At 63.1% G+C, this 19,874-nt stretch carries 22 protein-coding genes; 6 read left to right on the forward strand and 16 right to left on the reverse strand.

Features of this window, described 5'->3' with window-relative positions; genetic code table 11:
* Positions 1-53: 53 nt before the first annotated feature.
* Entirely contained in the window at positions 54-1,025 is a 972-nt protein-coding gene (pip, locus tag GV002_RS14430; protein ID WP_160019077.1) for a prolyl aminopeptidase, read from the forward strand.
* Entirely contained in the window at positions 1,022-1,459 is a 438-nt protein-coding gene (gene dtd / locus GV002_RS14435) for a D-aminoacyl-tRNA deacylase (protein ID WP_160019078.1), read from the forward strand. The genes pip and dtd overlap by 4 nt, the downstream gene beginning before the upstream one ends.
* Positions 1,460-1,641: 182 nt before the next feature.
* Here dtd and GV002_RS14440 read toward each other — a convergent pair whose 3' ends face one another.
* From GV002_RS14440 to ubiE, 9 genes are all read right to left on the reverse strand, one after another.
* Positions 1,642-2,352: a 16S rRNA (uracil(1498)-N(3))-methyltransferase gene (locus GV002_RS14440; protein ID WP_160019079.1), complete on the reverse strand. Its 711-nt coding sequence runs from the start codon at positions 2,350-2,352 to the stop codon at positions 1,642-1,644.
* Complete coding sequence (gene tatC, locus GV002_RS14445) at positions 2,349-3,143, reverse strand: twin-arginine translocase subunit TatC (protein ID WP_160019080.1); 795 nt, start codon at positions 3,141-3,143, stop codon at positions 2,349-2,351. Before tatC ends, GV002_RS14440 begins: the two co-directional genes overlap by 4 nt.
* The gene (tatB, locus tag GV002_RS14450; RefSeq protein WP_160019081.1) at positions 3,140-3,484 is read right to left on the reverse strand and encodes a Sec-independent protein translocase protein TatB; all 345 of its coding nucleotides are present in this window, start codon (positions 3,482-3,484) and stop codon (positions 3,140-3,142) included. The genes tatC and tatB overlap by 4 nt, the downstream gene beginning before the upstream one ends.
* Positions 3,485-3,487: 3 nt before the next feature.
* Entirely contained in the window at positions 3,488-3,721 is a 234-nt protein-coding gene (tatA, locus tag GV002_RS14455; protein WP_011920744.1) for a twin-arginine translocase TatA/TatE family subunit, read from the reverse strand.
* A 23-nt stretch (positions 3,722-3,744) separates the two neighbouring features.
* Positions 3,745-4,080 (reverse strand): phosphoribosyl-ATP diphosphatase, encoded by a 336-nt coding sequence (locus GV002_RS14460; protein WP_003458971.1) that lies wholly within the window; start codon positions 4,078-4,080, stop codon positions 3,745-3,747.
* The gene (gene hisI, locus GV002_RS14465) at positions 4,073-4,471 is read right to left on the reverse strand and encodes a phosphoribosyl-AMP cyclohydrolase (protein WP_160019082.1); all 399 of its coding nucleotides are present in this window, start codon (positions 4,469-4,471) and stop codon (positions 4,073-4,075) included. The genes GV002_RS14460 and hisI overlap by 8 nt, the downstream gene beginning before the upstream one ends.
* Positions 4,472-4,544: 73 nt before the next feature.
* A complete protein-coding gene (ubiB, locus tag GV002_RS14470) occupies positions 4,545-6,128 on the reverse strand; it encodes a ubiquinone biosynthesis regulatory protein kinase UbiB (RefSeq protein WP_160019083.1) in 1,584 nt (527 codons plus the stop codon).
* Complete coding sequence (locus GV002_RS14475) at positions 6,125-6,742, reverse strand: ubiquinone biosynthesis accessory factor UbiJ (RefSeq protein ID WP_160019084.1); 618 nt, start codon at positions 6,740-6,742, stop codon at positions 6,125-6,127. The genes ubiB and GV002_RS14475 overlap by 4 nt, the downstream gene beginning before the upstream one ends.
* Complete coding sequence (gene ubiE, locus GV002_RS14480) at positions 6,742-7,512, reverse strand: bifunctional demethylmenaquinone methyltransferase/2-methoxy-6-polyprenyl-1,4-benzoquinol methylase UbiE (protein WP_160019085.1); 771 nt, start codon at positions 7,510-7,512, stop codon at positions 6,742-6,744. Before ubiE ends, GV002_RS14475 begins: the two co-directional genes overlap by 1 nt.
* Before the next feature lie 146 nt (positions 7,513-7,658).
* On the opposite strand from ubiE, the gene GV002_RS14485 reads away from it, so the two are divergent.
* The 3 genes from GV002_RS14485 (at position 7,659) to GV002_RS14495 (ending at position 9,441) form a co-directional block, all read left to right on the forward strand.
* Positions 7,659-7,934, forward strand: a complete 276-nt coding sequence (locus tag GV002_RS14485; RefSeq protein WP_017678522.1) for a polyhydroxyalkanoic acid system family protein — start codon at positions 7,659-7,661, stop codon at positions 7,932-7,934.
* Between the two features lie 183 nt (positions 7,935-8,117).
* Positions 8,118-8,564 (forward strand): phasin family protein, encoded by a 447-nt coding sequence (locus GV002_RS14490; protein ID WP_074676438.1) that lies wholly within the window; start codon positions 8,118-8,120, stop codon positions 8,562-8,564.
* Positions 8,565-8,574: 10 nt separating this feature from the next.
* The gene (locus GV002_RS14495) at positions 8,575-9,441 is read left to right on the forward strand and encodes a phasin family protein (RefSeq protein ID WP_160019086.1); all 867 of its coding nucleotides are present in this window, start codon (positions 8,575-8,577) and stop codon (positions 9,439-9,441) included.
* A 189-nt stretch (positions 9,442-9,630) separates the two neighbouring features.
* On the opposite strand, the gene GV002_RS14500 is transcribed toward GV002_RS14495, so the two are convergent.
* Both GV002_RS14500 and GV002_RS14505 read right to left on the reverse strand, forming a co-directional pair.
* Entirely contained in the window at positions 9,631-10,245 is a 615-nt protein-coding gene (locus GV002_RS14500; protein ID WP_160019087.1) for a TetR/AcrR family transcriptional regulator, read from the reverse strand.
* 156 nt (positions 10,246-10,401) lie between these two features.
* Complete coding sequence (locus tag GV002_RS14505; RefSeq protein WP_256667096.1) at positions 10,402-11,895, reverse strand: MFS transporter; 1,494 nt, start codon at positions 11,893-11,895, stop codon at positions 10,402-10,404.
* Positions 11,896-12,093: 198 nt separating this feature from the next.
* Between GV002_RS14505 and GV002_RS14510 the strand changes: the two genes are divergently transcribed.
* Positions 12,094-12,936, forward strand: coding sequence for a helix-turn-helix transcriptional regulator (locus tag GV002_RS14510; protein ID WP_160019089.1), 843 nt, complete (start codon positions 12,094-12,096; stop codon positions 12,934-12,936).
* 66 nt (positions 12,937-13,002) lie between these two features.
* On the opposite strand, the gene phaC (GV002_RS14515) is transcribed toward GV002_RS14510, so the two are convergent.
* The 5 genes from phaC (GV002_RS14515) to hslU form a co-directional block, all read right to left on the reverse strand.
* On the reverse strand, positions 13,003-14,685 hold the full coding sequence (gene phaC / locus GV002_RS14515) for a class II poly(R)-hydroxyalkanoic acid synthase (RefSeq protein ID WP_160019090.1): 1,683 nt from the start codon (positions 14,683-14,685) through the stop codon (positions 13,003-13,005).
* 203 nt (positions 14,686-14,888) lie between these two features.
* Positions 14,889-15,746: a poly(3-hydroxyalkanoate) depolymerase gene (gene phaZ, locus GV002_RS14520; RefSeq protein ID WP_160019091.1), complete on the reverse strand. Its 858-nt coding sequence runs from the start codon at positions 15,744-15,746 to the stop codon at positions 14,889-14,891.
* A gap of 141 nt (positions 15,747-15,887) precedes the next feature.
* A complete protein-coding gene (phaC, locus tag GV002_RS14525) occupies positions 15,888-17,567 on the reverse strand; it encodes a class II poly(R)-hydroxyalkanoic acid synthase (protein WP_160019092.1) in 1,680 nt (559 codons plus the stop codon).
* 296 nt (positions 17,568-17,863) lie between these two features.
* On the reverse strand, positions 17,864-18,235 hold the full coding sequence (locus tag GV002_RS14530; protein ID WP_160019093.1) for a gamma-butyrobetaine hydroxylase-like domain-containing protein: 372 nt from the start codon (positions 18,233-18,235) through the stop codon (positions 17,864-17,866).
* An 82-nt stretch (positions 18,236-18,317) separates the two neighbouring features.
* Positions 18,318-19,658: an HslU--HslV peptidase ATPase subunit gene (gene hslU / locus GV002_RS14535; RefSeq protein WP_160019094.1), complete on the reverse strand. Its 1,341-nt coding sequence runs from the start codon at positions 19,656-19,658 to the stop codon at positions 18,318-18,320.
* Positions 19,659-19,874: the final 216 nt, after the last annotated feature.

The raw sequence follows: 19,874 nt of genomic DNA on the forward strand, positions 1-19,874 counted from the left end.
ATGCCGGGCAGAGTGGAACACGGCAGTTGTAGCCCAGCCAACAGGAGCCAACCATGCAGACTTTGTACCCGGAGATCAAACCCTACGCTCGCCATGAACTGGCGGTCGAGCAACCGCACGTGCTGTACATCGACGAGAGCGGCTCTGCGGACGGGTTGCCGGTACTGTTCATCCATGGCGGCCCTGGCGCCGGTTGCGATTCAGCCAGCCGTCGTTACTTCGATCCCGCCCTGTATCGCATCGTCACCTTCGACCAGCGTGGCTGTGGCCGTTCGACGCCGCACGCGAGCCTGGAGAACAACACCACCCAGGCGCTGATTGCCGATATCGAACGTATTCGTGAGCACCTGGGTATCGACAAGTTCGTGCTGTTCGGCGGCTCCTGGGGCTCGACCCTGGCGTTGGCCTATGCACAGGCGCATCCGCAGCGCGTGCATGGGCTGATTCTGCGCGGCATCTTCCTGTGTCGGCCGCAGGAGTTCAGTTGGTTCTATCAGGAGGGTGCCAGTCGTCTGTTCCCCGATTACTGGGAGGATTACGTGGCGCCCATCCCGGTCGAGGAGCGTGGCGATCTGATGCGGGCCTTCTACAAACGCCTGACGGGCGCCGACCAGATTGCCCAGATGCATGCAGCCAAGGCCTGGTCGACCTGGGAAGGCCGCACCGCCACCCTGCGTCCCAATACTCAGGTAGTCGATCGTTTCAGCGAGGCGCATCGGGCGCTGTCCATTGCCCGTATCGAGTGCCACTACTTCGTCAACGACGCTTTCCTCGAACCCAACCAGCTGCTCCGTGACATACCGAAGATCGCTCACTTGCCGGGTATCATCGTACATGGGCGCTACGATGCCATCTGCCCGCTGGATAACGCCTGGGCGCTGCATCAGGCCTGGCCCAACAGCGAGCTGCAGATCATCCGTGACGCCGGCCACTCGGCCGCTGAACCCGGTATTACCGACGCACTGATCCGCGCAGCCGAACAGATGGCCCGGCGCCTGCTCGACCTGCCGCCGGAGGATGCATGAAGCTGCTGATCCAGCGCGTCAGCGCAGCACGGGTCGAGGTCGAAGGCGAGGTGGTGGGCAGCATCGATCAGGGCCTGCTGGCACTGGTTGGCATCGAGCCGCAGGATGATCAGACCAGCCTGTCCCGTGCTCTGCACAAGTTGTTGAACTATCGCGTGTTCAGCGACGAAGCGGGCAAGATGAACCGCTCGCTGACGGACGTGCAAGGCGGGCTATTGCTGGTGTCGCAGTTCACCCTGGCAGCCGACACCAAGAGCGGCATGCGCCCCAGCTTCTCCAGCGCCGCGCCACCTGCCCAAGGCGCTGCGCTGTTCGATACTTTGGTCGAAATGGCCAAGGCCCAGCATCCGCAGGTCGCCACCGGACGCTTCGGCGCCAATATGCAGGTGCACCTGGTCAACGATGGGCCGGTGACCTTCTTGTTGGCGGTGTGAGTCTGGCGCTGAGGGCGCGGCCAGTCCTGTCTTCACGGCTGTCGCGGCTGAAGCCCCTCCCACTGGGTTGTGGCATGCCTGCTTTCTCCGGCGCATCCACGTTGTTGTGGGAGGGGTCTTAACTGCGACTACCAGTCAGTGCATAGGGTGGACAACGCGAAGCTTGTCAGCCGCCCAAGGCATCAGAACAGCCTGGCCAGCAACGCCGGCACTGCCGTCTCCACCCGCAGAATACGCTCGCCAAGTTGTACGGGTTGCAGGCCTGCGGCTTCGCGCAGCAGCTCGACTTCGTAGGGAATCCAGCCGCCTTCCGGGCCGATGGCCAGGGTCACCGGCTGCTCGACGGCGCGCGGGCAGGCCGGGTAATCACCGGGGTGGCCGGTCAGGCCAAGCGTTCCCGCCGCCAGGGCCGGTAGGCGATCCTCGACGAAGGGCTTGAAGCGCTTCTCGATGCTCACCTCGGGCAGCACTGTGTCGCGTGCCTGTTCCAGGCCGAGGATCAGCTGTTCGCGAATGGCCTCGGCCTCGAGAAACGGCGTCTGCCAGAAACTCTTCTCCACACGATAGCTGTTGACCAGTATCAGGCGTGCCACGCCCATCGCGCTGACCGTTTGTAACACGCGTTTGAGCATCTTCGGGCGAGGCAGGGCGAGGATCAGGGTTAGTGGGAGCTTGGCTGGTGGTTGTTGTTCGAGACTGACCTGCAGTTCGGCATGCTCGGCATCCAGAGCGATCAGTCGGCCTTCGCCCATCAGCCCGCCAAGGCGACCGACGCGCAGGCGATCACCGGCTTCGGCGCGATGCACGTCATGTAGATGCTTCAGGCGCCTGCCACTGAGGCGTACCCGATCGCCGCCGACGAAGTCGGCGTCTTCCAGCAGCAGCAGGTTCACGGCAGTGGTGCGGGTGGTTGGTCTTCGGGCTTGGCTTCTTCTTCGGTCTGTTCCTCGTCGCGCTTGCGCTTGACCAGCGCGCCAGCCAGCACGCCGGCCTCGAACAGTAGCCACATCGGCACGGCCAACAGGGTCTGCGAGAACACGTCCGGCGGCGTCAGCACCATGCCGACGGCGAAGCAGCCGACGATCACGTAGGGACGGCTCTTGCGCAGGGTGGCGACATCGACGATGCCGACCCAGATCAGCAGGAAGGTGGCGATGGGGATCTCGAAGGCCACGCCGAAAGCAAAGAACAGGGTCAGGACGAAATCCAGGTACTGACCGATGTCGGTCATCATCGCCACGCCTTCCGGGGTCACGCTGGCGAAGAAGCCGAACATGATCGGGAACACCACGAAATAGGCGAAGGCCATGCCGGCATAGAACAGGAAGATGCTGGAAATCAGCAGCGGCACGGCGATGCGCCGCTCATGGGTGTACAGCCCTGGTGCGATGAAACCCCAGATCTGGTGCAGGATCACCGGCATGCCGAGGAACAGCGCGCACATCAGGGTCAGCTTGAAGGGCGTCAGAAACGGCGAGGCGACCCCTGTGGCGATCATCGTCGCGCCGTCCGGCAGGTAGGCGCGTAGCGGCGCAGCGACCAGTGCGTAGATATCCTGAGCGAAGTAGAACAGGCCGGCGAAGATCAGCAGGATGATCACTACACAGCGCAACAGGCGAGTACGCAGCTCGGCCAGGTGCGAGACCAGAGGCATTTCCTGGTCGGCTTGTGGATTATTGCTCATGGCTGGGGATTCTTGTCCTGAACGCTCGGGGCCGTATCGGCAGTCGTTTTGGCACTGTTCTCCGCTGGCGGATTGTCGCTTTTGCCGGTGCCGAGAATGTCTTGCTTCATCGCCTGCATTTCCCGCTCGAGTTCGAGAATCCGCTCGTTGTGCAACTGACGGCGAATTTCATCAGCGCCGATCTCGCGTTCCACCTCGGCCTTGATCGAGTTGAAGCTGCGCTTGATCCGGCCGATCCACAGGCTGGCCGTACGCACGGCGCCTGGCAGGCGCTCAGGACCAAGGACCACCAGGGCCACCAGACCGACCAGTAGCAGCTCGGTAAAACCGATGTCGAACATGGCTTAGTCTTTCTTCGCTGGCTCTTCGACCTTGCGTGCCTGGGCGTCGATGGTCTGGCCCTTGGGCTCTTCGACTGCCGGTTTCTCGGCTTCGCCATTATCCATCGATTTGCGGAAGCCCTTGATCGCGTCGCCCAGATCCGAGCCCAGGCTCTTCAGGCGCTTGGTACCGAACAGCATGACCACGATGAGCAGGATGATCAGGAGTTGCCAGATGCTAATACCGCCAAAGCCCATGATATGTACTCCGTAATGAAGGTTTATTCGGATTGCGGTCGCGCGGCTTTTTCCGCGTGGCCGGAGAGGCCGAAACGGCGATCCAGTTCATCCAGTACAGCCTGGGGATGCTGGCCGAGGGCGGCGAGCATGACCAGGCTATGGAACCACAGATCGGCGGTTTCGTAGATCAGGTCCTTGCAGTCACCGCTGGCGGCGGCGTCCTTGGCGGCGAGGATGGTTTCCACCGATTCCTCGCCGACCTTTTCCAGAATCTTGTTCAGGCCCTTGTGATACAGGCTGGCGACGTAGGAGCTGTCGGCCGCTGCGCCCTTGCGCGACTCCAGCACCTCGGCCAGGCGGCTCAGGGTGTCACTCATGGCTGTGTCCTGCATAGATGGCGTGCGGATCTTTCAGCACCGCGTCGACGGTTTTCCAGCCGCCATTCTCGTATACCCGATAGAAGCAGCTTTCGCGACCGGTGTGGCAAGCGATGCCGCCCAGTTGCTCGACCATCAGTACGATGACATCGGCGTCGCAGTCCAGCCTCAGTTCGTGCAGCTTCTGCACATGGCCGGATTCTTCGCCCTTGCGCCATAGCTTGCCACGCGAGCGCGACCAGTAGATGGCGCGTTGTTCGCGGGCGGTGAGGGCGAGGGATTCGCGGTTCATCCAGGCCATCATCAGGATACGGCCGCTCTGGTGGTCCTGGGCGATGGCCGGCACCAGGCCGTCTTCGTTCCAGTGGATTTCATCGAGCCAATCGTTCATCGGTATTCCGTGTCTGTTTCGCCGGGTCGCGGCCCGGGAATTCACCAAGTGTGCCAGTGCCGCAGCCAACTGGCTATCGGCGCAGCACCAGATAGAGTCCGCCGCCGACCATCAGCCAGGCTGGCCAGGTGGCCAGCAGGGGGGCCAGGCCTTGCATGGCCCCGGCGCCGATCAGTGCCGCACCAAGCAGGCGCAGCGTCCAGTGGTCGCGCGGTGCGCTGGTCCGGACCTGTACCGGTTGCTGCAGACGCTCCAGAGTGTCGCGGGCGATCTGTGACAGGTGCGGCACCTGCTCGGCTTGTTGCTGCAGGTTGCGCAGCAGATGTAGCGGACTGATGCGTTCACGCATCCAGCGTTCGAGGAAGGGCTGCGCGGTGTTCCACAGATCCAGATCGGGGTAGAGCTGACGGCCCAGACCTTCGATGTTGAGCAGGGTCTTCTGCAGCAGCACCAGTTGCGGTTGCACTTCCATATTGAAACGTCGGGCGGTCTGGAACAGGCGCAGCAGCAACTGGCCGAAGGAAATGTCCTTCAGCGGCTTCTCGAAGATCGGCTCGCACACGGTGCGGATCGCCGCCTCGAATTCGTTGACCTTGGTGTCGGCCGGGACCCAGCCCGAGTCGATGTGCAACTGCGCGACCTTGCGGTAGTCGCGCTTGAAGAAGGCGATCAGGTTGCGCGCCAGGTAGTCCTGATCCTCATCGGTGAGGCTGCCGATGATGCCGCAGTCGATGGCGATGTACTGCGGGCTCCAGGGCGTGCGAGTGCTGACGAAGATGTTGCCGGGGTGCATGTCGGCGTGGAAGAAGCTGTCGCGGAAGACCTGGGTGAAGAAGATCTCCACGCCGCGTTCGGCCAAAAGTTTCATGTCAGTACGCTGGTCGGCCAGGGTCGCCAGGTCGGTCACCGGGATGCCGTAGATGCGCTCCATCACCAGCACCTGGTGGCGGCACAGGTCCCAATATACTTGCGGTACGTAGAGCAGTGGCGAGCCTTCGAAGTTACGCCGCAACTGACTGGCGTTGGCTGCTTCGCGCAGCAGGTCGAGTTCGTCGTAGATGGTTTTCTCGTAGTCGCTGACCACTTCCACCGGGCGCAGGCGGCGAGCATCGGCCGAGGCTTTCTCGGCGATGCGGGCTATCAGAAACAGCCAGGCCAGGTCCTGGCGGATGATCGGTTTGAGACCGGGGCGCACCACCTTGACCACCACCTGCTCGCCGCTTTTCAGCTGCGCGGCATGCACCTGCGCCACCGAGGCCGAGGCCAGCGGCTGGCTGTCGAAACGCGCGAACAGCTCGCTCACCGGGGCGCCCAGCTGGCGTTCGATCAGGGCGATGGCCTGATCTTCCGGGAAGGGTGGCACCTGATCCTGCAGGCGCGCCAGCTCATCGGCGATATCCGGTGGCAGCAGGTCGCGGCGGGTGGACAGCAGTTGGCCGAACTTGATGAAGATCGGCCCCAGGTCTTCGAGCGCCAGACGCAGGCGTGCGCCGCGTGACAGCTCCAGCGGCTTGCGTGGCAGCCAGCGCCAGGGCAGCAGGCAGGACAGCGCGCGCAGCCAGAACGGCAGCGGTAGCTCGAGGAGCATCTCGTCCAGTTGATAGCGGATGACTACGCGCTGGATGCGCAACAGGCGGCGAACGGCAAGCAGCTTCATGCGTCGGACTTATTGGCAGAAGTGAGGCGCTCGATGCGTGCTTCCAGGCGGTCGAGGGCGAGTTTGAGTTGATCCAGCTCGGCGAAACGCGCATCGGCTTCGCGCTGGCCCACCAGGGCGCGTGATTCTTCGGCCAGGTAGTCGGCCAGATTCTGCTTGAGGCTGGCGGCGCCGTGGCTGGCGAGATTGACCCGGCTGCGCAGGTGACCGGCGAGCAGGGTAGTGGCCACCGGGCCGAGCCAGCGGGAGATTTCGTATTCCCAGTCCAGCTCCAGATCCTGCAGGATACCGGCCAGTTGCAGCAGCACCGCGCTGTCGCCATCGAGCGATACCTCGGGGCGATGCAGCACGGCGGTTTTCTCGCGGCTCAGGGCCAGGCGTGCAAGGCTGGCAGCCGGGGCGGTGAGGGTGCAGTCGGCCTGTGCGTGCCATTGCGACGCCAGTTGCAGGCCGTCGCCGCTGGGCAGAATGAACAGCTCCAGTGCCGGGCTCTGGCACTGCACGGCGATGACCTTCCCGGCCAGCGCCTGCAGACGCGGCAACGCCGTGCCGTCGAGGCGCAGGGCGCGGTTGAGGCCCGCCTCGACGCCTGCCAGCAAGCCCGTGATGAGCATTAAGGCTTTATGCCGCGATGCAGGGCGACGATGCCGCCAGTCATGTTGTGGTAGGTGACGCGCTCGAAGCCGGCGTCGACCATCATCGCCTTGAGCGTTTCCTGATCAGGATGCATGCGGATCGACTCGGCCAGATAGCGGTAGCTTTCCGAATCGTTTGTGATCAACTTGCCGGCCAGCGGCATGAAGCTGAACGAGTAGGTGTCGTAGACCTTGGCCAGCAGTGGGTTGCCAGGCTTGGAGAACTCCAGCACCAGCAGGCGCCCGCCGGGTTTGAGCACGCGCAGCATCGAGCGCAGGGCGTCTTCCTTGTGGGTGACGTTGCGCAGGCCGAAGGCGATGGTGACCACGTCGAAATGGTTGTCGGGGAACGGCAGCTTCTCGGCATCGGCCTGGACGAACTGCACGTTGCCGGCCACGCCCTTGTCGAGCAGGCGGTCACGACCGATCTTGAGCATGGAGTCGTTGATATCGGCCAGCACCACCTGGCCGGTCGGGCCGACGATACTGGCGAACTTGCGGGTCAGGTCTCCGGTGCCGCCAGCGATGTCCAGCACGCGGTTGCCGGTGCGCACGCCGGACAGCTCGATGGTGAAGCGCTTCCACAGGCGATGCAGGCCACCGGACAGCACGTCGTTCATCAGGTCGTACTTGGCTGCCACCGAGTGGAAGACTTCGGCTACCTTCTCCGCCTTCTGGCTTTCCGGCACATCCTGGAAACCGAAGTGGGTGGTGGGTTCCTGCTCGTGGGCCTTGCGTGGATCGCTCATGTCGCTCTCACCAGGTAAAAAACCTGTCCATTCTAAAGCCGCCTGCTGCCTTTGTCTTGCCTGGGTGCCAGGTGGGTTGGCGGGCTGTTAGAGTGCTGTGACTTCATGCCGCAGTGCTGCGGCGCCTGCCTGATCGAGGAGCTGTCATGTCCCGCATTCGTGTCGAACGATCCCATTCCCTTGGCCGCGAGGCCGCGCGGGAGAAAGCCGAGCGCCTGGCCGAACGCCTGGCCAGCGAGTACGACGTGCGCTATCGCTGGAACGGCGACACCCTGGAGTTCAAGCGCAGCGGTGCTGACGGCAGCATCGCGGTGGGTGAAGACACCGTGCGTGTCGAGCTCAAGCTCGGGCTGCTGCTGTCGCCCATGGGCGGCATGATCCAGCGCGAAATCGAGCAGGTATTGGACAAGTCGCTGGCCTGAGCCTGCAGGCGGTGGATGTCGCTTTTTACATCCACCAGGTTGGTGGATCGATGAGGCGTGATCCACCGCGCTGAAGCTTGCAGCCGCTCTTAGTATGCGATTTCTAATTTTTCTCCTTAGGGTGTACCCAAGCCTGCATTCCGTGGGCGTTTCCGCTAACTGTAAAAGCGCGTGAGGTGCACCATGTCGAAAGTTGCCGTGAAGAAAAAAGTTGAAGCTGTTGTCGAAGACAAAGCCGGTCTGTTCGACGACGTGAAGGGCTATGCCCGCAAGATCTACCTCGCTGGCCTGGGCGCTTACGCCAAGGCGGGTAGCGAAGGGGCCGAATACTTCAAGGAGCTGGTCAAGACCGGTGAAGGCGTCGAAAGCAAAGGCAAGAAGCTGGTCGACGAGCAGGTAGAAGCCGCCAACAGCCAGATCGAATCGGTCAAGCAGTCGGTCAACAGCAATGTCACCAGCGTTAAAGGCAAGGTCGAAGTTCAACTCGACAAGATCGAGAAGGCTTTCGATACTCGTGTGGCTTCCGCTCTGAACCGTATCGGCATTCCGTCCAAGCAGGATGTTGAAGCACTCTCTGCTAAGCTGGATGAGCTGAGCGCGTTGCTCGAGCATGTCGCGCGTACCAAATAAGGAGATCAGGATGGCTGTTAAGAAGAAAACCGAGAAACAGACCAGCTCCTGGATCGGCGAGGTCGAGAAATACTCGCGTCAGATCTGGTTGGCAGGCTTGGGCGCTTATTCCAAGGTCAGCAAGGACGGCACCAAGCTGTTCGACACGCTGGTCAAGGACGGCGAGAAGGCTGAAAAGCAGGCCAAGAGCGAAGTCGACAAGCAGGTCGATGCAGTGAAAGCCGGTGTCGGCTCCAAGGTTGGCTCTGCCAGGTCCAAGGTCGATGAGGTCAAGGACAGGGCAATCGGCAAGTGGGGTGAGCTGGAAGAGGCCTTCGACAAGCGTTTGAACAATGCCATCTCGCGTCTGGGGGTACCCAGCCGCAATGAGGTCAAGGCGTTGAATGACAAGGTCGACAGCCTGACCAAGCAGCTGGAGAAAATCACTGGCGTATCGGCCAAGTCGGTCGCCAAGCCTGCTGCCAAAGCTGCGCCCAAACCTGCCGCGAAGGCTGCCGCCAAGCCGGCTGCGAAAGCAGCTGCCAAACCTGCTGCGAAACCGGCCGCCAAGCCTGCTGCCAAAGCTGCAGCCAAGCCCGCTGCCAAACCGGCTGCCGCGAAACCTGCAGCCGCCAAGCCGGCAGCTAAACCTGCGGCGAAACCGGCAGCCAAGGCCGCAGCGAAACCCACTGCCAAGCCAGCGGCCGCCGCCAAGCCTGCAGCTAAGCCAGCAGCCAAGCCTGCTGCAGCGAAGAAGCCGGCTGCGAAGAAACCGGCAGCACCCAAGGCAGCTGCGCCGAAACCGGCTGCACCGGCACCGGCTCCGGCCGCCGCTGCAACGCCGGCCGCTGCACCGGCTCCGGCTGCCACCCCGGCAACTCCAGCCACGCCGTCCTGAGTGTTTCAGGATCAAAAACGCCCGGCCTAGTGCCGGGCGTTTGCGTTTCTGCTCACAGGGCGGGCCATGCGCATCAACCGTGGATGCGTCTCGGCTTTGTAGGGCGGGTGTAACCCGCCATTTGCGCTCTGGCGGGTTGCACCTGCCCTACATTCCCAGCGTGTCATTGGCGTGCAGCACGGCTGCGCATCAGGCTTCAAGATAGCGCTGCGCCAAGTGCTCGACGGTGCTGCGTGAGGGCTGGTTCAGGTGTGGCGCCACCAGCATCATGATCTGGTACACCACCAGGCGCACTTCACCTTCCTGGTCGAGGATGCGCTGATAGTCGAGGGAGAACAGCAGCGTCAGGGTGATCTGCTCGACCAGTTGGCCGAGCGCCTGGGTGCCGCTGTTCACTTGACCGTCGGCCATCAGGCGGGCAAGCAGGGAGGCCAGCGTGCGTTTCAGCGCGTTCAGCCAGTGGCGAATGCCGCGCGCCAGTTTTGGCAGGCGCCCGGCCAGATTGGACAGATCCTGAAAGAGAAAACGGTACTGCGACAGTCGCTCGACGATCAGGTGCAGGAACAGCCAGTAGTCCTCGACATCCAGTCGGGCTTCTGCGGGCGGGTCGAGCAAAGGCGCCATCTCGTTCTGGAAGCGTTCGAACAGCTCCAGTACCAGCGGCTCCTTGCCATGGAAGTGGTAGTAGAGATTGCCCGGGCTGATGTCCAGCTCGTTGGCAATCTCCAGGGTAGAAACGTTGGGCTCGCCCTGTTCGTTGAACAACTGCAGGGCGGCTTGCAGAATGCGCTCGCGGGTTTTCATCCGGTCTTCTTGTTTGTGGCGCGGAAGCGTTGACGATAACCGCCCGGCGCGGCCTCGACCAGCCCCCGATCTGCTGTGCGTCGGCTAAACGGCCTTGTGCATGCTGCGCGCAGCCGGTGCACTTCAGCGCCGCCCCGCTGTAGCTCGCGAAGCGCGTTATGCGTCCTTGCCACTGGTGAATTCCGTATTCCTCTCGTGAGCGCCAATCGTACCGATATGCCGCAACGCCAGTGCGGCGAGGATTGCCAGGATCGCGATACCCAGAGCACTGAGGCTGGTCGATAGGTTCAGTCCCTGGATGAAGGCGGCCCTGGCCTGCTCCAGCAATCCCTCAGGCAAGCGCTGCGCCACCGACGAGGATGCCCAGAGGCTGTCGCTGACGACCCTGGCAAGCTCATCCGGCAACGCCGCGGGAATATGTTCGAGGATGCGCAGGCGATAGACCGTGGCGGCCAGGCTCCCGAGCGTTGCCACTCCCAGCGCTACACCCAGCTCCTGCACCATCTCGGACATCGCCGAGGCGGCGCCGGCCTTGTCCGCCGGCGCCGCTCCCACCACCAGGTCCGTGCCCAGTGCGGCGATGGTGCCCAAGCCGAAATAGACCAGGGCAAAACCGCCCACCAGCAGACCGATACCGGATGCGCCCTGCACCCGCGCGAGTAACAGGTAGCCGAGCGTCGACAGCATCAGGGCCGCGGCGACGACCAAGCCCGGGCGGATGTGCCGGGCGATCAGTGGCGCCACTATCCCGGCCGCAACCATCGCCAGCGCCGGTGGCGCCATCCATATGCCGGCGGCCAGCGGCGAGAGTCCCAGCACCAGTTGCAGATACTGAGTGACCAGCAGCATGGTTCCGCCTACAGCGACCAGACCGACCAGCAGGACGATCAGCGCGGCGCTGAACGTCCGGCTGGCGAACAGCGTCATGTCCAGGAACGGCTCGGTGAGGCGCCGCTGTCGGCGTACGAACAGCGCTGCAAAAAACACCCCGGCAGCCATGATCAGCAAGGGCCCGACCTCCGCACCGTGTTTACCGAGCTCCTTCACACCGTAGATTGTCGGCAGGATGGCCGCGATCGATAGCGCGACGCTGGGCAGGTCGAAGCGACCGCTTTGCGCCGAGCGGTATTCCGGTAGCAGTAGCGGGGCGAATGCCAGCAACAGGGCGACCACCGGAAGCGCCAGGAGAAACGCGGCGCCCCACCAGAAACGCTCCAGCAGCACGCCGCCGACCAGCGGCCCCACGGCCATGCCCAGCGCGAACATGGTTGCCCACACACCAATTGCCTGGGCGCGCTGGCGAGCATCGGCGAACATGTTGCTGATCAGCGCCAGGGTGGAAGGCATCAGGGTCGCCCCGGCCACGCCCAGGGCCGCGCGCGCGATGATCAACATCTCGGCACTGGTGGAATAGGCGGCCAGCAGCGAAGCACCGGCGAACGCCGTGCCGCCGACCATCAGTAGTCGACGACGGCCGACACGGTCGCCCAGCGTGCCCATGGTGATCAGGAAACCGGCAATCATGAAGCCGTAGATATCCATGATCCAAAGTGCCTGGGTGCTGCTGGCGCCGAGGTCCGCTGCCAGGGCCGGAAGCGCCAGGTATAGCAGGGTGACATCGAGGCCGAGCAGCATGGTGGGTAAGGCCAATACTGCCAGCCCTAGCCACTCTCGGACTCCGGCTTGGGGCCTGGCTGGGTGGCAGCTGCCGAGCGAGTAGGTCGGCGATAGGTTTCGATTGCAGTCGAGGCTCATGTTGCCTTCTCCTCCGTGATAGGAGAGGGCATTATTGGAAGGTAATATTGGTATTACAATTTAGTAATTTATCCTATTACTTGAGGCAATACCTTGACCCCCGCACGCACGCTCGACCGTACCCGCCAGGAGCTTTCGGAGTTCCTGCAATATCATCGACGCAAGCTCGGACCTGCCGATGTCGGCCTGCCCGCCACCGGCCGCCGGCGTACCCCGGGCCTCAGGCGCGAGGAAGTCGCCGCCCTCGCCGGTGTGGGCCTCACTTGGTACACCTGGTTTGAACAAGGGCGCGACATCGGCGTTTCCGAGAGCTTTCTGCTTAACGTCGCGCGTGCCCTCAAACTGGATGACGCCGAGTGCTGCCATCTCTTCCTGCTGGCGCATCGTCGTCCGCCACCTGCCGAAGCCCAACAGTGGCCGTCCGTCACTCCGTTGATTCAGCAACTGATGGACGACCTGTCTGCACGACCGGCCTACGTCATCAACCTGCGCTGGGACGTAATCGCCTGGAACCAGATGGCTGACCGGCTGTTCGGTTTCGCCGGCATGGCACTGGCGGAGCGCAATTTCATCCGTATGGTTTTCACCGCCCCGGAGCTGCGCAAACGCCTGCCTGAGTGGCGCGAGGATGCACAGCGGTTACTGGCGCACTTTCGCTGCGATCTTGCCGTGGCGCCGCGGGACGACCCGGCCATACTGGCGCTGACCGAGGAATTGCAGAGCCTGTCGGCGGACTTTCGCCGTTGGTGGGAGACGCCGGGTGCCGGCGACTACAGTCGCGGAGTGCGCTCGATCATCGGCGTCACCGATCCGGCCCGCCTGGACTTTCAGCACGAGATACTCACCGTGGATGAGCATCGCCACCTGCGCATGGTCGTCTATTTTCCCGCCGAGCGGCCCGCGACGAGATCGGCCGCAACTGATGAGCTTGCATAGGGCGGCAGCAGGGCCAGACGAGCCACCGAGCCTCGGGCGGTCACGGCCTGCCGCCGCCCTGGATGCTCAGCGAATGTGCACGTAGGTGCCGGGCGCTGCTTCCATCGGCGGATGGTTCTGGTTGCCCAGCGCCATCAGCGTTTCCCGTTGCTCGCCGGAGCGCGCCTGCATCCACTCCAGCCACTGGGGCCACCAGCTGCCTTGCTGGTGCGTGGCGTCGTGATACCAGGCGCGTGGGTCGGAGGTAAGCTTGGTGTTCTCGTAATAGTTGGCCTTGGGGTTGCCTGGCGGGTTGAGAATGCTCTGGATATGCCCGCTGTTGGACAGGATGAAACGGCGGTTGCCACCAAGCAGCAGGGTCGAGCGATAGACCGCATCCCAGGGCGTGATGTGATCGTTGATGCCGGCCACGCTGAAGCTGTCGACGTTGACCTTGGCCAGATCCACCGGCGTACCGCAGACCTCCAGCGCACCTGGACGGCTGAGCGGGTTGTGCTTGAAGAAATCGATCAGGTCGCCATGCAGCGCCGCAGGCAGACGGGTGTTGTCGTTGTTCCAGTAGAGGATGTCGAAGGCCGGCGGCTGCTTGCCGAGCAGGTAGTTGTTGACCCAGTAGTTCCAGATCAGGTCGTTGGGGCGCATCCAGGCAAATACCCTGGCCATGTCGCGACCGTCCAGCACGCCTTGCTGGTAGGAACGGCGCTTGGCCGACTCGAGGGTTTCCTCGTCGGCAAAGAGCATCGCCGGGCTGTCGATCTGACTATCGAGCAGGCTGACCATGTAAGTGGCGCTGAAAATCTTGCGTAGTTGGCGGCGTGCCTGCAGGTGGCCTTGCATGGCGGCGATGGTCAGGCCGCCGGCGCAGGCGCCGAGCAGATTGACGTCCTTGCTGCCGGTGATGGCGCGGCAGGCATCGACGGCCTCCTCGACGGCCTGCACATAGCTCGACAGGCCCCATTCGCGGTGGCGCGGGTCGGGGTTGCGCCAGCTGATCATGAAGGTCTGCAGGCCGTTCTTCAGCGCGTACTGGACGAAGCTCTTGTCATTGGACAGGTCGAATATGTAGTACTTGTTGATCTGTGGCGGCACGATCAGCAGTGGGCGCAGGTACTGCTTCTCGCTCATCGGCCTGTACTGGATCAGTTCCAGCAGCTCGTTGCGAAACACCACGGCGCCTGGCGTGCAGGCCAGATTACGACCGACCTCGAAGGCATGTTTGCTGACCTGGCTAGGCAGACCGTCGTTGTTCAGCAGGTCGTCGAGCAGGTGGCGCAACCCCTTGAATGCACTGCTACCTCCGGTGTTGAACAGCTCCTTGAGCGCCTGTGGGTTGAGCGGGCTGTTGGAGGGCGACAGGGCGTCGCTCATCAGCGATGCGAGAAAGCGCGCACGGGCTCGGTCATCGGCCGACAGGTCGCTGTCGTCGATCCACGCAGCCAATTGTTTCTGCCATGCCAGATAGGCCTGCAGGCTGCGCCGGTAGAAAGGGTTGAGGTGCCAGGTCGGATCAGCGAAACGCGCGTCCTGCGGATTGACCTTGTGCAGGGTGTCGCCGAGCAGCACGCGGCCAAGCTGGCCGCCGAAGGCCAGCAGATGACGTCCGCTGCGCACCGGATTCTTCAGGCCCTGGGCTGCCAGCAGGCGCATGGTGGACAAAAGATCGCGACCGCGCACGCCCACCACCGCGCTCTGGGCGTTCATGAAACTGGCAGGTGCCGGCAGTGAAGCCGGGTTCGACTTGTCTCGCATGGGGCAACACTCCATCGTCAAACCGTCTAGAGACTTTCATGGCGCGGACTGCCTGACGCGCACCTTGTACTTGTGCACAGTGTGCAGCAAGCCCTGTACCAGACACGCGGGAACTGCATTCCAGAGCGCCGCGCCGAAAAATATGAGACCTTGAACGGCCCCTTTGTCGAGCACACAGAGCATTGCGCACCATGCTGGTGCGATCAGTGCTGGCGCACGGGCGCGGGTTGCGGGTGCATCACCGCGCGGTGCCGTTCCTCCTCGAGAAACTTCATGATGATCGGCGCCACCGCTTCGGCGCGGGTCACCAGGAACAGGTGGCCGTCGTCGATCACGTGCAATTCGGCGTTGGGAATGCGCCAGGCCAGCAGACGCATGTTGATCAGCGGAATCAGCGGGTCGTCGTCGCCGGCCATCACCAGGGTCGGTTGGCGGATCTTGTGCAGCCAGTGGATGCTGGTCCAGCCGAGGCCGGCGAACAACTGCCAGTAGTAGCCCATCTTGCCGCCCGAGCGCACCTTGCTGGCATGCGCCATGGCCAGCTTGGGATCACGGCGGAAGGCACCGCCGTAGATGTCCGGGGCGATGCGCACGCCATAGGACGGCTGCACATAACGTCGCGGGCTGGCCATGCGCCAGAGCACCTTGGGCTTGCCCGGCACCATCACCGCGCCGGCCGAGGTGGCGGCGAGGATCAGCTTCTTGCAGCGCTCGGGATAATCATGCGCGAACTGTTGCGCCAGGGCGCCGCCCCAGGACACGCCGATGGCATTGACCTGACCGTAGTCGAGGTAATCGAGCATGCGCGCCGCCAGCTTGGCCAGGCCAGGGAAGCGGTAGGGCGTAGCCGGCGTGGAGGAGCCGCCGACACCGGGTACGTCGAAGGCGATGATCTCCAGCTCTGGATCCAGGGCGGCGACGAAGGGCATCACCAGCTCCAGGTTGGCGCCAATGCCGTTGAAGATCAGCAGCGGCACCAACTGGCTGTTGCCTGGCCGCACCGCAGTGCGGATGGTCTGCCCATCGAGATCGATGGTGCGGAATACGAATGGTTGCGGCATAGGCGCAGCCCCTGTGGAGTTGAGCGCTGGAGAGGGCCGTCCGGGCCGCCTCCAGGGTTACCAGGGGTTACCTGGTTCCACGCCGGTCAGACCGTCGTGGTGTGCGGCACTTCCCGGTGCCGCTGCGGTTGAAACTGAAAATCAGCGTTCGTGTACATAGGTGCCCGGAGCGGCTTCGCCGGCCGGGAATTTCTTGTTGCCCAGCGCCCGTGGAGCATTCTTGGTTTCGCCCGAACGCTCGGCCAGCCAGGTTTGCCAGTGCAGCCACCAGGAGTCGGCGTGCTTGGTCGAGCTTTCCTGCCAGGCCTTCGGGTCCAGCGGCATCTCGCTGTTGGTCATGTAGCGCGCCTTGGGGTTGCCCGGCGGGTTGAGAATGCTCTGGATATGGCCGCTGTTGGACAGCACGAACTCGCACTTGCCGCCGAACAGGTGCGCCGACTTGTAGCAGGAATCCCACGGCGTGATGTGGTCGGTGGTGCCGGCGACGACGAAGAAATCACAGGTGACCTGCTTCAGGTCAATCGGTGTGCCGCAGACTTCCAGCGCGCCCGGGCGGGTCAGCGGGTTGGTCTGGAACATGTCGATGAATTCGCCGTGCAGCGCGGCCGGCAGGCGCGTGGTGTCGTTGTTCCAGTAGAGGATGTCGAACACCGGCGGCTCGTTGCCGAGCAGGTAGTTGTTGACCCAGTAGTTCCAGATCAGGTCGTTGGGGCGCATCCAGGCGAATACCTTGGCCATGTCGCTGCCTTCCAGCACGCCAGCCTGGTAGGAGCGGCGTTTGGCGGCTTCCAGGGTCTTCTCGTCGGCGAACAGGGCAACCTGGGTGTCGAGCTGGGTGTCGAGCACGCTGACCAGCAGGGTCAGGGCGTTGACCTTCTGCTGGCCAAGCGCAGCGTAGTGGCCGAGCAGGGAAGCGGTGGTCAAGCCGCCGGAACAGGCGCCAAGCATGTTGACGTCCTTGCTGCCGGTGATGGCGCAGATCACGTCGATGGCTTCCTTGAGCGCCTCGATGTAAGTGGACAGGCCCCACTCGCGCTGTGCCTTGGTCGGGTTGCGCCAGCTGACCACGAAGGTCTGTACCTGGCTGCGCAACAGGAAGCGCGCCAGGCTCTTGTCCGGCGACAGGTCGAATATGTAGAACTTGTTGATCTGCGGTGGCACCACCAGCAGCGGGCGCTCGTGCACGCTCTCGGTGATCGGCTTGTACTGGATCAGTTCCAGCACGTCGTTGCGGAACACCACGGCACCGTCGGTGGTGGCCAGGTTCTTGCCGACCTCGAAGGCCTCCATGTTCACCTGGCTGGGCATGCCACCGTTGTGCACCATGTCCTTGGCCAGATGCGATAGACCGTCGAGCAGGCTCTTGCCGCCGGTTTCGAAGAAGCGTTTGACTGCGGCCGGGTTGGCCATGCTGTTGGATGGGGCCATGGCTTCGGTCATCAGGTTGATGACGAAGTGGCCGCGACTGGCATCCTGCTCGGACAGCGAGCTGTGCTCGATCCAGTCGTGCAGTTCCTTGCGCCAGGCCAGGTAGCTCTGCAGGTAGCGGCGATACAGCGGGTTCTGGCTCCAGGCCGGATCGGTGAAGCGGCGGTCACCATCTTCGGGCGTGAGCGCGGACTGGCCGAGCATGACGTTCTTCAGTTCAAGGCCGAAATGGGCGACGTGCTTGGCGCTGTGGAAGGGTTGCTTGAGCGCCTGAGAGAGAACCATGCGGGCAGAGGTCAGGAGATCCTTGCCGCGGATACCAATCACCGGGTTGAGTCCCAGGGTGTTTTCCGAGGCCTGGCGTTTCAGGTCTTCGTTATTCTTATCACTCATCTACGACGCTCCATTGTCCTGAGACGAATACCGGCCTGCGAGGGCGCACGGCGACACAGGGCCAGGTACTGCTCGGGTTACCGGGGGCGGATCGAGTCCGCGTATTTCGTTGCACCTGGCACAGCCAAATGCAGGGAACCTGCCAGTTCCTTGGTTACCCGAGTTTGTGAAGTTAAGCAAGCTGCTCGATGGCGCAGGAGTATGCCGCGATAGATTAGAAAACTCGCCCTAACTGTCGTTAACATGGTCGGTGGGGGATGCGCCGAGCGCTCTGCGGCAAGGGTTTTCCTGTTACCTCAGAGCATCAGGCGCACGACCGATTCGCTGGGGTCGCGGGATTTCCCGGCGGCGCTGAGCTGCGCCAGATAGTCGGCCCAGAGCTGGTCATGACGGGTGGCCAGTTCGTGCAGGTATTCCCAGGTGAACAGGCCGCTGTCATGGCCGTCGTCGAAGCACAGTTTCAGTGCATAGTTGCCGGCCGGTTCTATGCGCTCCAGGCCGACGTTGAGCTTGCCGGTCTGCAGAATCGGTTTGCCATGCCCCTGCACCTCGGCCGAGGGCGAATGCACACGCAGGAACTCGGCGCTGAGCTGATAGCTCTGCTCGCCGTAGCGCAGCTCCAGGGTTTTCGATGCCTTGTGCAGTTTGATCGCGCTGGGGATGGGCATGCTCGGCTCCTGAAACGATGTAGCCCGGATGCAATCCGGGACGCTGTGGTGAACGTCCCCGGATTTCATCCGGGCTACGGGCTTACAGAATATAACGCGACAGGTCTTCGTCCTGTGCCAGCTCGCCCAGGTGACCGTTGACGTAAGCCGCGTCGATACGGATCGCCTCGCCGTTCTGCTGGCCCGCCAGGTCGCCGGCACTGAAGGACACCTCCTCCAGCAGGCGCTCTAGCAGCGTGTGCAGGCGGCGGGCGCCGATGTTTTCGGTCTTCTCGTTGACCTGCCAGGCGATCTCGGCCAGACGCTTGATGCCGTCTTCGGCGAACTCGATGTTCAAACCCTCGGTCTGCAGCAGTGCACTGTACTGCTCGGTGAGCGAGGCATGTGGCTCGCTGAGAATGCGCTCGAAGTCCTGCGGGCTCAGGGCTTTGAGCTCGACGCGGATCGGCAGGCGACCCTGCAGTTCAGGCACCAGATCGCTGGGTTTGCTCAGGTGGAAGGCGCCGCTGGCGATGAAAAGGATATGGTCGGTCTTGACCATGCCCAGCTTGGTGTTGACCGTGCAGCCTTCGATCAGCGGCAGCAAATCGCGCTGCACGCCCTCGCGGGAAACGTCGGCGCCGCCGGTGTTGCCGCGCTTGGCCACCTTATCAATCTCGTCGATGAAGACGATGCCGTGCTGCTCGACCGCTTCCAACGCGCGGGCCTTGAGCTCTTCCTCGTTGACCAGGCGCGCGGCTTCCTCGTCGCGTACCAGCTTCAGCGCGTCGGCGACCTTGAGCTTGCGGCTCTTCTTCTTGCCCTTGCCCATGCTGGAGAACAGGTTCTGCAACTGGTTGGTCATTTCCTCCATGCCCGGTGGGGTCATGATCTCCACGCCCATGGGCGCGTCGGCCACTTCGATGTCGATTTCCTTGTCGTTCAACTGACCTTCGCGCAGGCGCTTGCGGAACAGCTGACGGGTATTGGAGTCCTCGCTGCGCACCGGCTCGTCGCCGAAACCCTGGCGCGCGGGTGGCAACAGGGCATCGAGGATGCGCTCCTCGGCCGCATCTTCGGCGCGATGGCGGACCTTGGTGATTTCCTGCTCACGGAGCATTTTCACCGCTGCATCGGCCAGGTCGCGGATGATCGATTCGACATCGCGGCCGACATAGCCGACCTCGGTGAACTTGGTGGCTTCCACTTTCAGGAACGGCGCATTGGCCAGCTTGGCCAGACGACGGGCGATCTCGGTCTTGCCGACGCCGGTCGGGCCGATCATCAGGATGTTCTTCGGCGTGACTTCCTGGCGCAGTTCGGCCGGCAGCTGCATGCGCCGCCAGCGGTTGCGCAGGGCGATGGCCACGGCGCGCTTGGCGTCGTCCTGGCCGATGATGTGGCGGTTGAGTTCGTGGACGATCTCGCGGGGCGTCATGGACATGGAATTTGGCTCGCTATCGAATCTATGAAAAAAATGGACGCTTGGGGCTCTCTAAAAACGTAGGCGAGGCAGTCAGCGCAAGGCGGAAACAGGCGAGGAACGGTCGGAGTGGCGGTCGACTTTACTGTTGTAAATGAGCATTACTCGCTCCGCTCGCCCTTCGGGCCGTCTTGCAGACGTTCTCACTTCGCTCGTCCGAGCCTGTTTTCAACGCGG

The organism is Pseudomonas sp. 8O, from assembly GCF_902506495.1.
Taxonomy (GTDB): Bacteria; Pseudomonadota; Gammaproteobacteria; order Pseudomonadales; family Pseudomonadaceae; genus Aquipseudomonas; species Aquipseudomonas chaetocerotis.

What these genes read in the sequence shown, in the direction of transcription:
- pip (WP_160019077.1), top strand. Translation starts at nt 54, where the DNA reads ATGCAGACTTTGTACCCGGAGATCAAACCCTACGCTCGCCATGAACTG.
- dtd (WP_160019078.1), top strand. Translation starts at nt 1,022, where the DNA reads ATGAAGCTGCTGATCCAGCGCGTCAGCGCAGCACGGGTCGAGGTCGAA.
- tatC (WP_160019080.1), bottom strand. Translation starts at nt 3,143, where the DNA reads ATGAGCAATAATCCACAAGCCGACCAGGAAATGCCTCTGGTCTCGCAC.
- tatB (WP_160019081.1), bottom strand. Translation starts at nt 3,484, where the DNA reads ATGTTCGACATCGGTTTTACCGAGCTGCTACTGGTCGGTCTGGTGGCC.
- tatA (WP_011920744.1), bottom strand. Translation starts at nt 3,721, where the DNA reads ATGGGCTTTGGCGGTATTAGCATCTGGCAACTCCTGATCATCCTGCTC.
- GV002_RS14460 (WP_003458971.1), bottom strand. Translation starts at nt 4,080, where the DNA reads ATGAGTGACACCCTGAGCCGCCTGGCCGAGGTGCTGGAGTCGCGCAAG.
- hisI (WP_160019082.1), bottom strand. Translation starts at nt 4,471, where the DNA reads ATGAACGATTGGCTCGATGAAATCCACTGGAACGAAGACGGCCTGGTG.
- ubiB (WP_160019083.1), bottom strand. Translation starts at nt 6,128, where the DNA reads ATGAAGCTGCTTGCCGTTCGCCGCCTGTTGCGCATCCAGCGCGTAGTC.
- GV002_RS14475 (WP_160019084.1), bottom strand. Translation starts at nt 6,742, where the DNA reads ATGCTCATCACGGGCTTGCTGGCAGGCGTCGAGGCGGGCCTCAACCGC.
- ubiE (WP_160019085.1), bottom strand. Translation starts at nt 7,512, where the DNA reads ATGAGCGATCCACGCAAGGCCCACGAGCAGGAACCCACCACCCACTTC.
- GV002_RS14485 (WP_017678522.1), top strand. Translation starts at nt 7,659, where the DNA reads ATGTCCCGCATTCGTGTCGAACGATCCCATTCCCTTGGCCGCGAGGCC.
- GV002_RS14490 (WP_074676438.1), top strand. Translation starts at nt 8,118, where the DNA reads ATGTCGAAAGTTGCCGTGAAGAAAAAAGTTGAAGCTGTTGTCGAAGAC.
- GV002_RS14495 (WP_160019086.1), top strand. Translation starts at nt 8,575, where the DNA reads ATGGCTGTTAAGAAGAAAACCGAGAAACAGACCAGCTCCTGGATCGGC.
- GV002_RS14500 (WP_160019087.1), bottom strand. Translation starts at nt 10,245, where the DNA reads ATGAAAACCCGCGAGCGCATTCTGCAAGCCGCCCTGCAGTTGTTCAAC.
- phaC (WP_160019090.1), bottom strand. Translation starts at nt 14,685, where the DNA reads ATGCGAGACAAGTCGAACCCGGCTTCACTGCCGGCACCTGCCAGTTTC.
- phaZ (WP_160019091.1), bottom strand. Translation starts at nt 15,746, where the DNA reads ATGCCGCAACCATTCGTATTCCGCACCATCGATCTCGATGGGCAGACC.
- phaC (WP_160019092.1), bottom strand. Translation starts at nt 17,567, where the DNA reads ATGAGTGATAAGAATAACGAAGACCTGAAACGCCAGGCCTCGGAAAAC.
- GV002_RS14530 (WP_160019093.1), bottom strand. Translation starts at nt 18,235, where the DNA reads ATGCCCATCCCCAGCGCGATCAAACTGCACAAGGCATCGAAAACCCTG.
- hslU (WP_160019094.1), bottom strand. Translation starts at nt 19,658, where the DNA reads ATGTCCATGACGCCCCGCGAGATCGTCCACGAACTCAACCGCCACATC.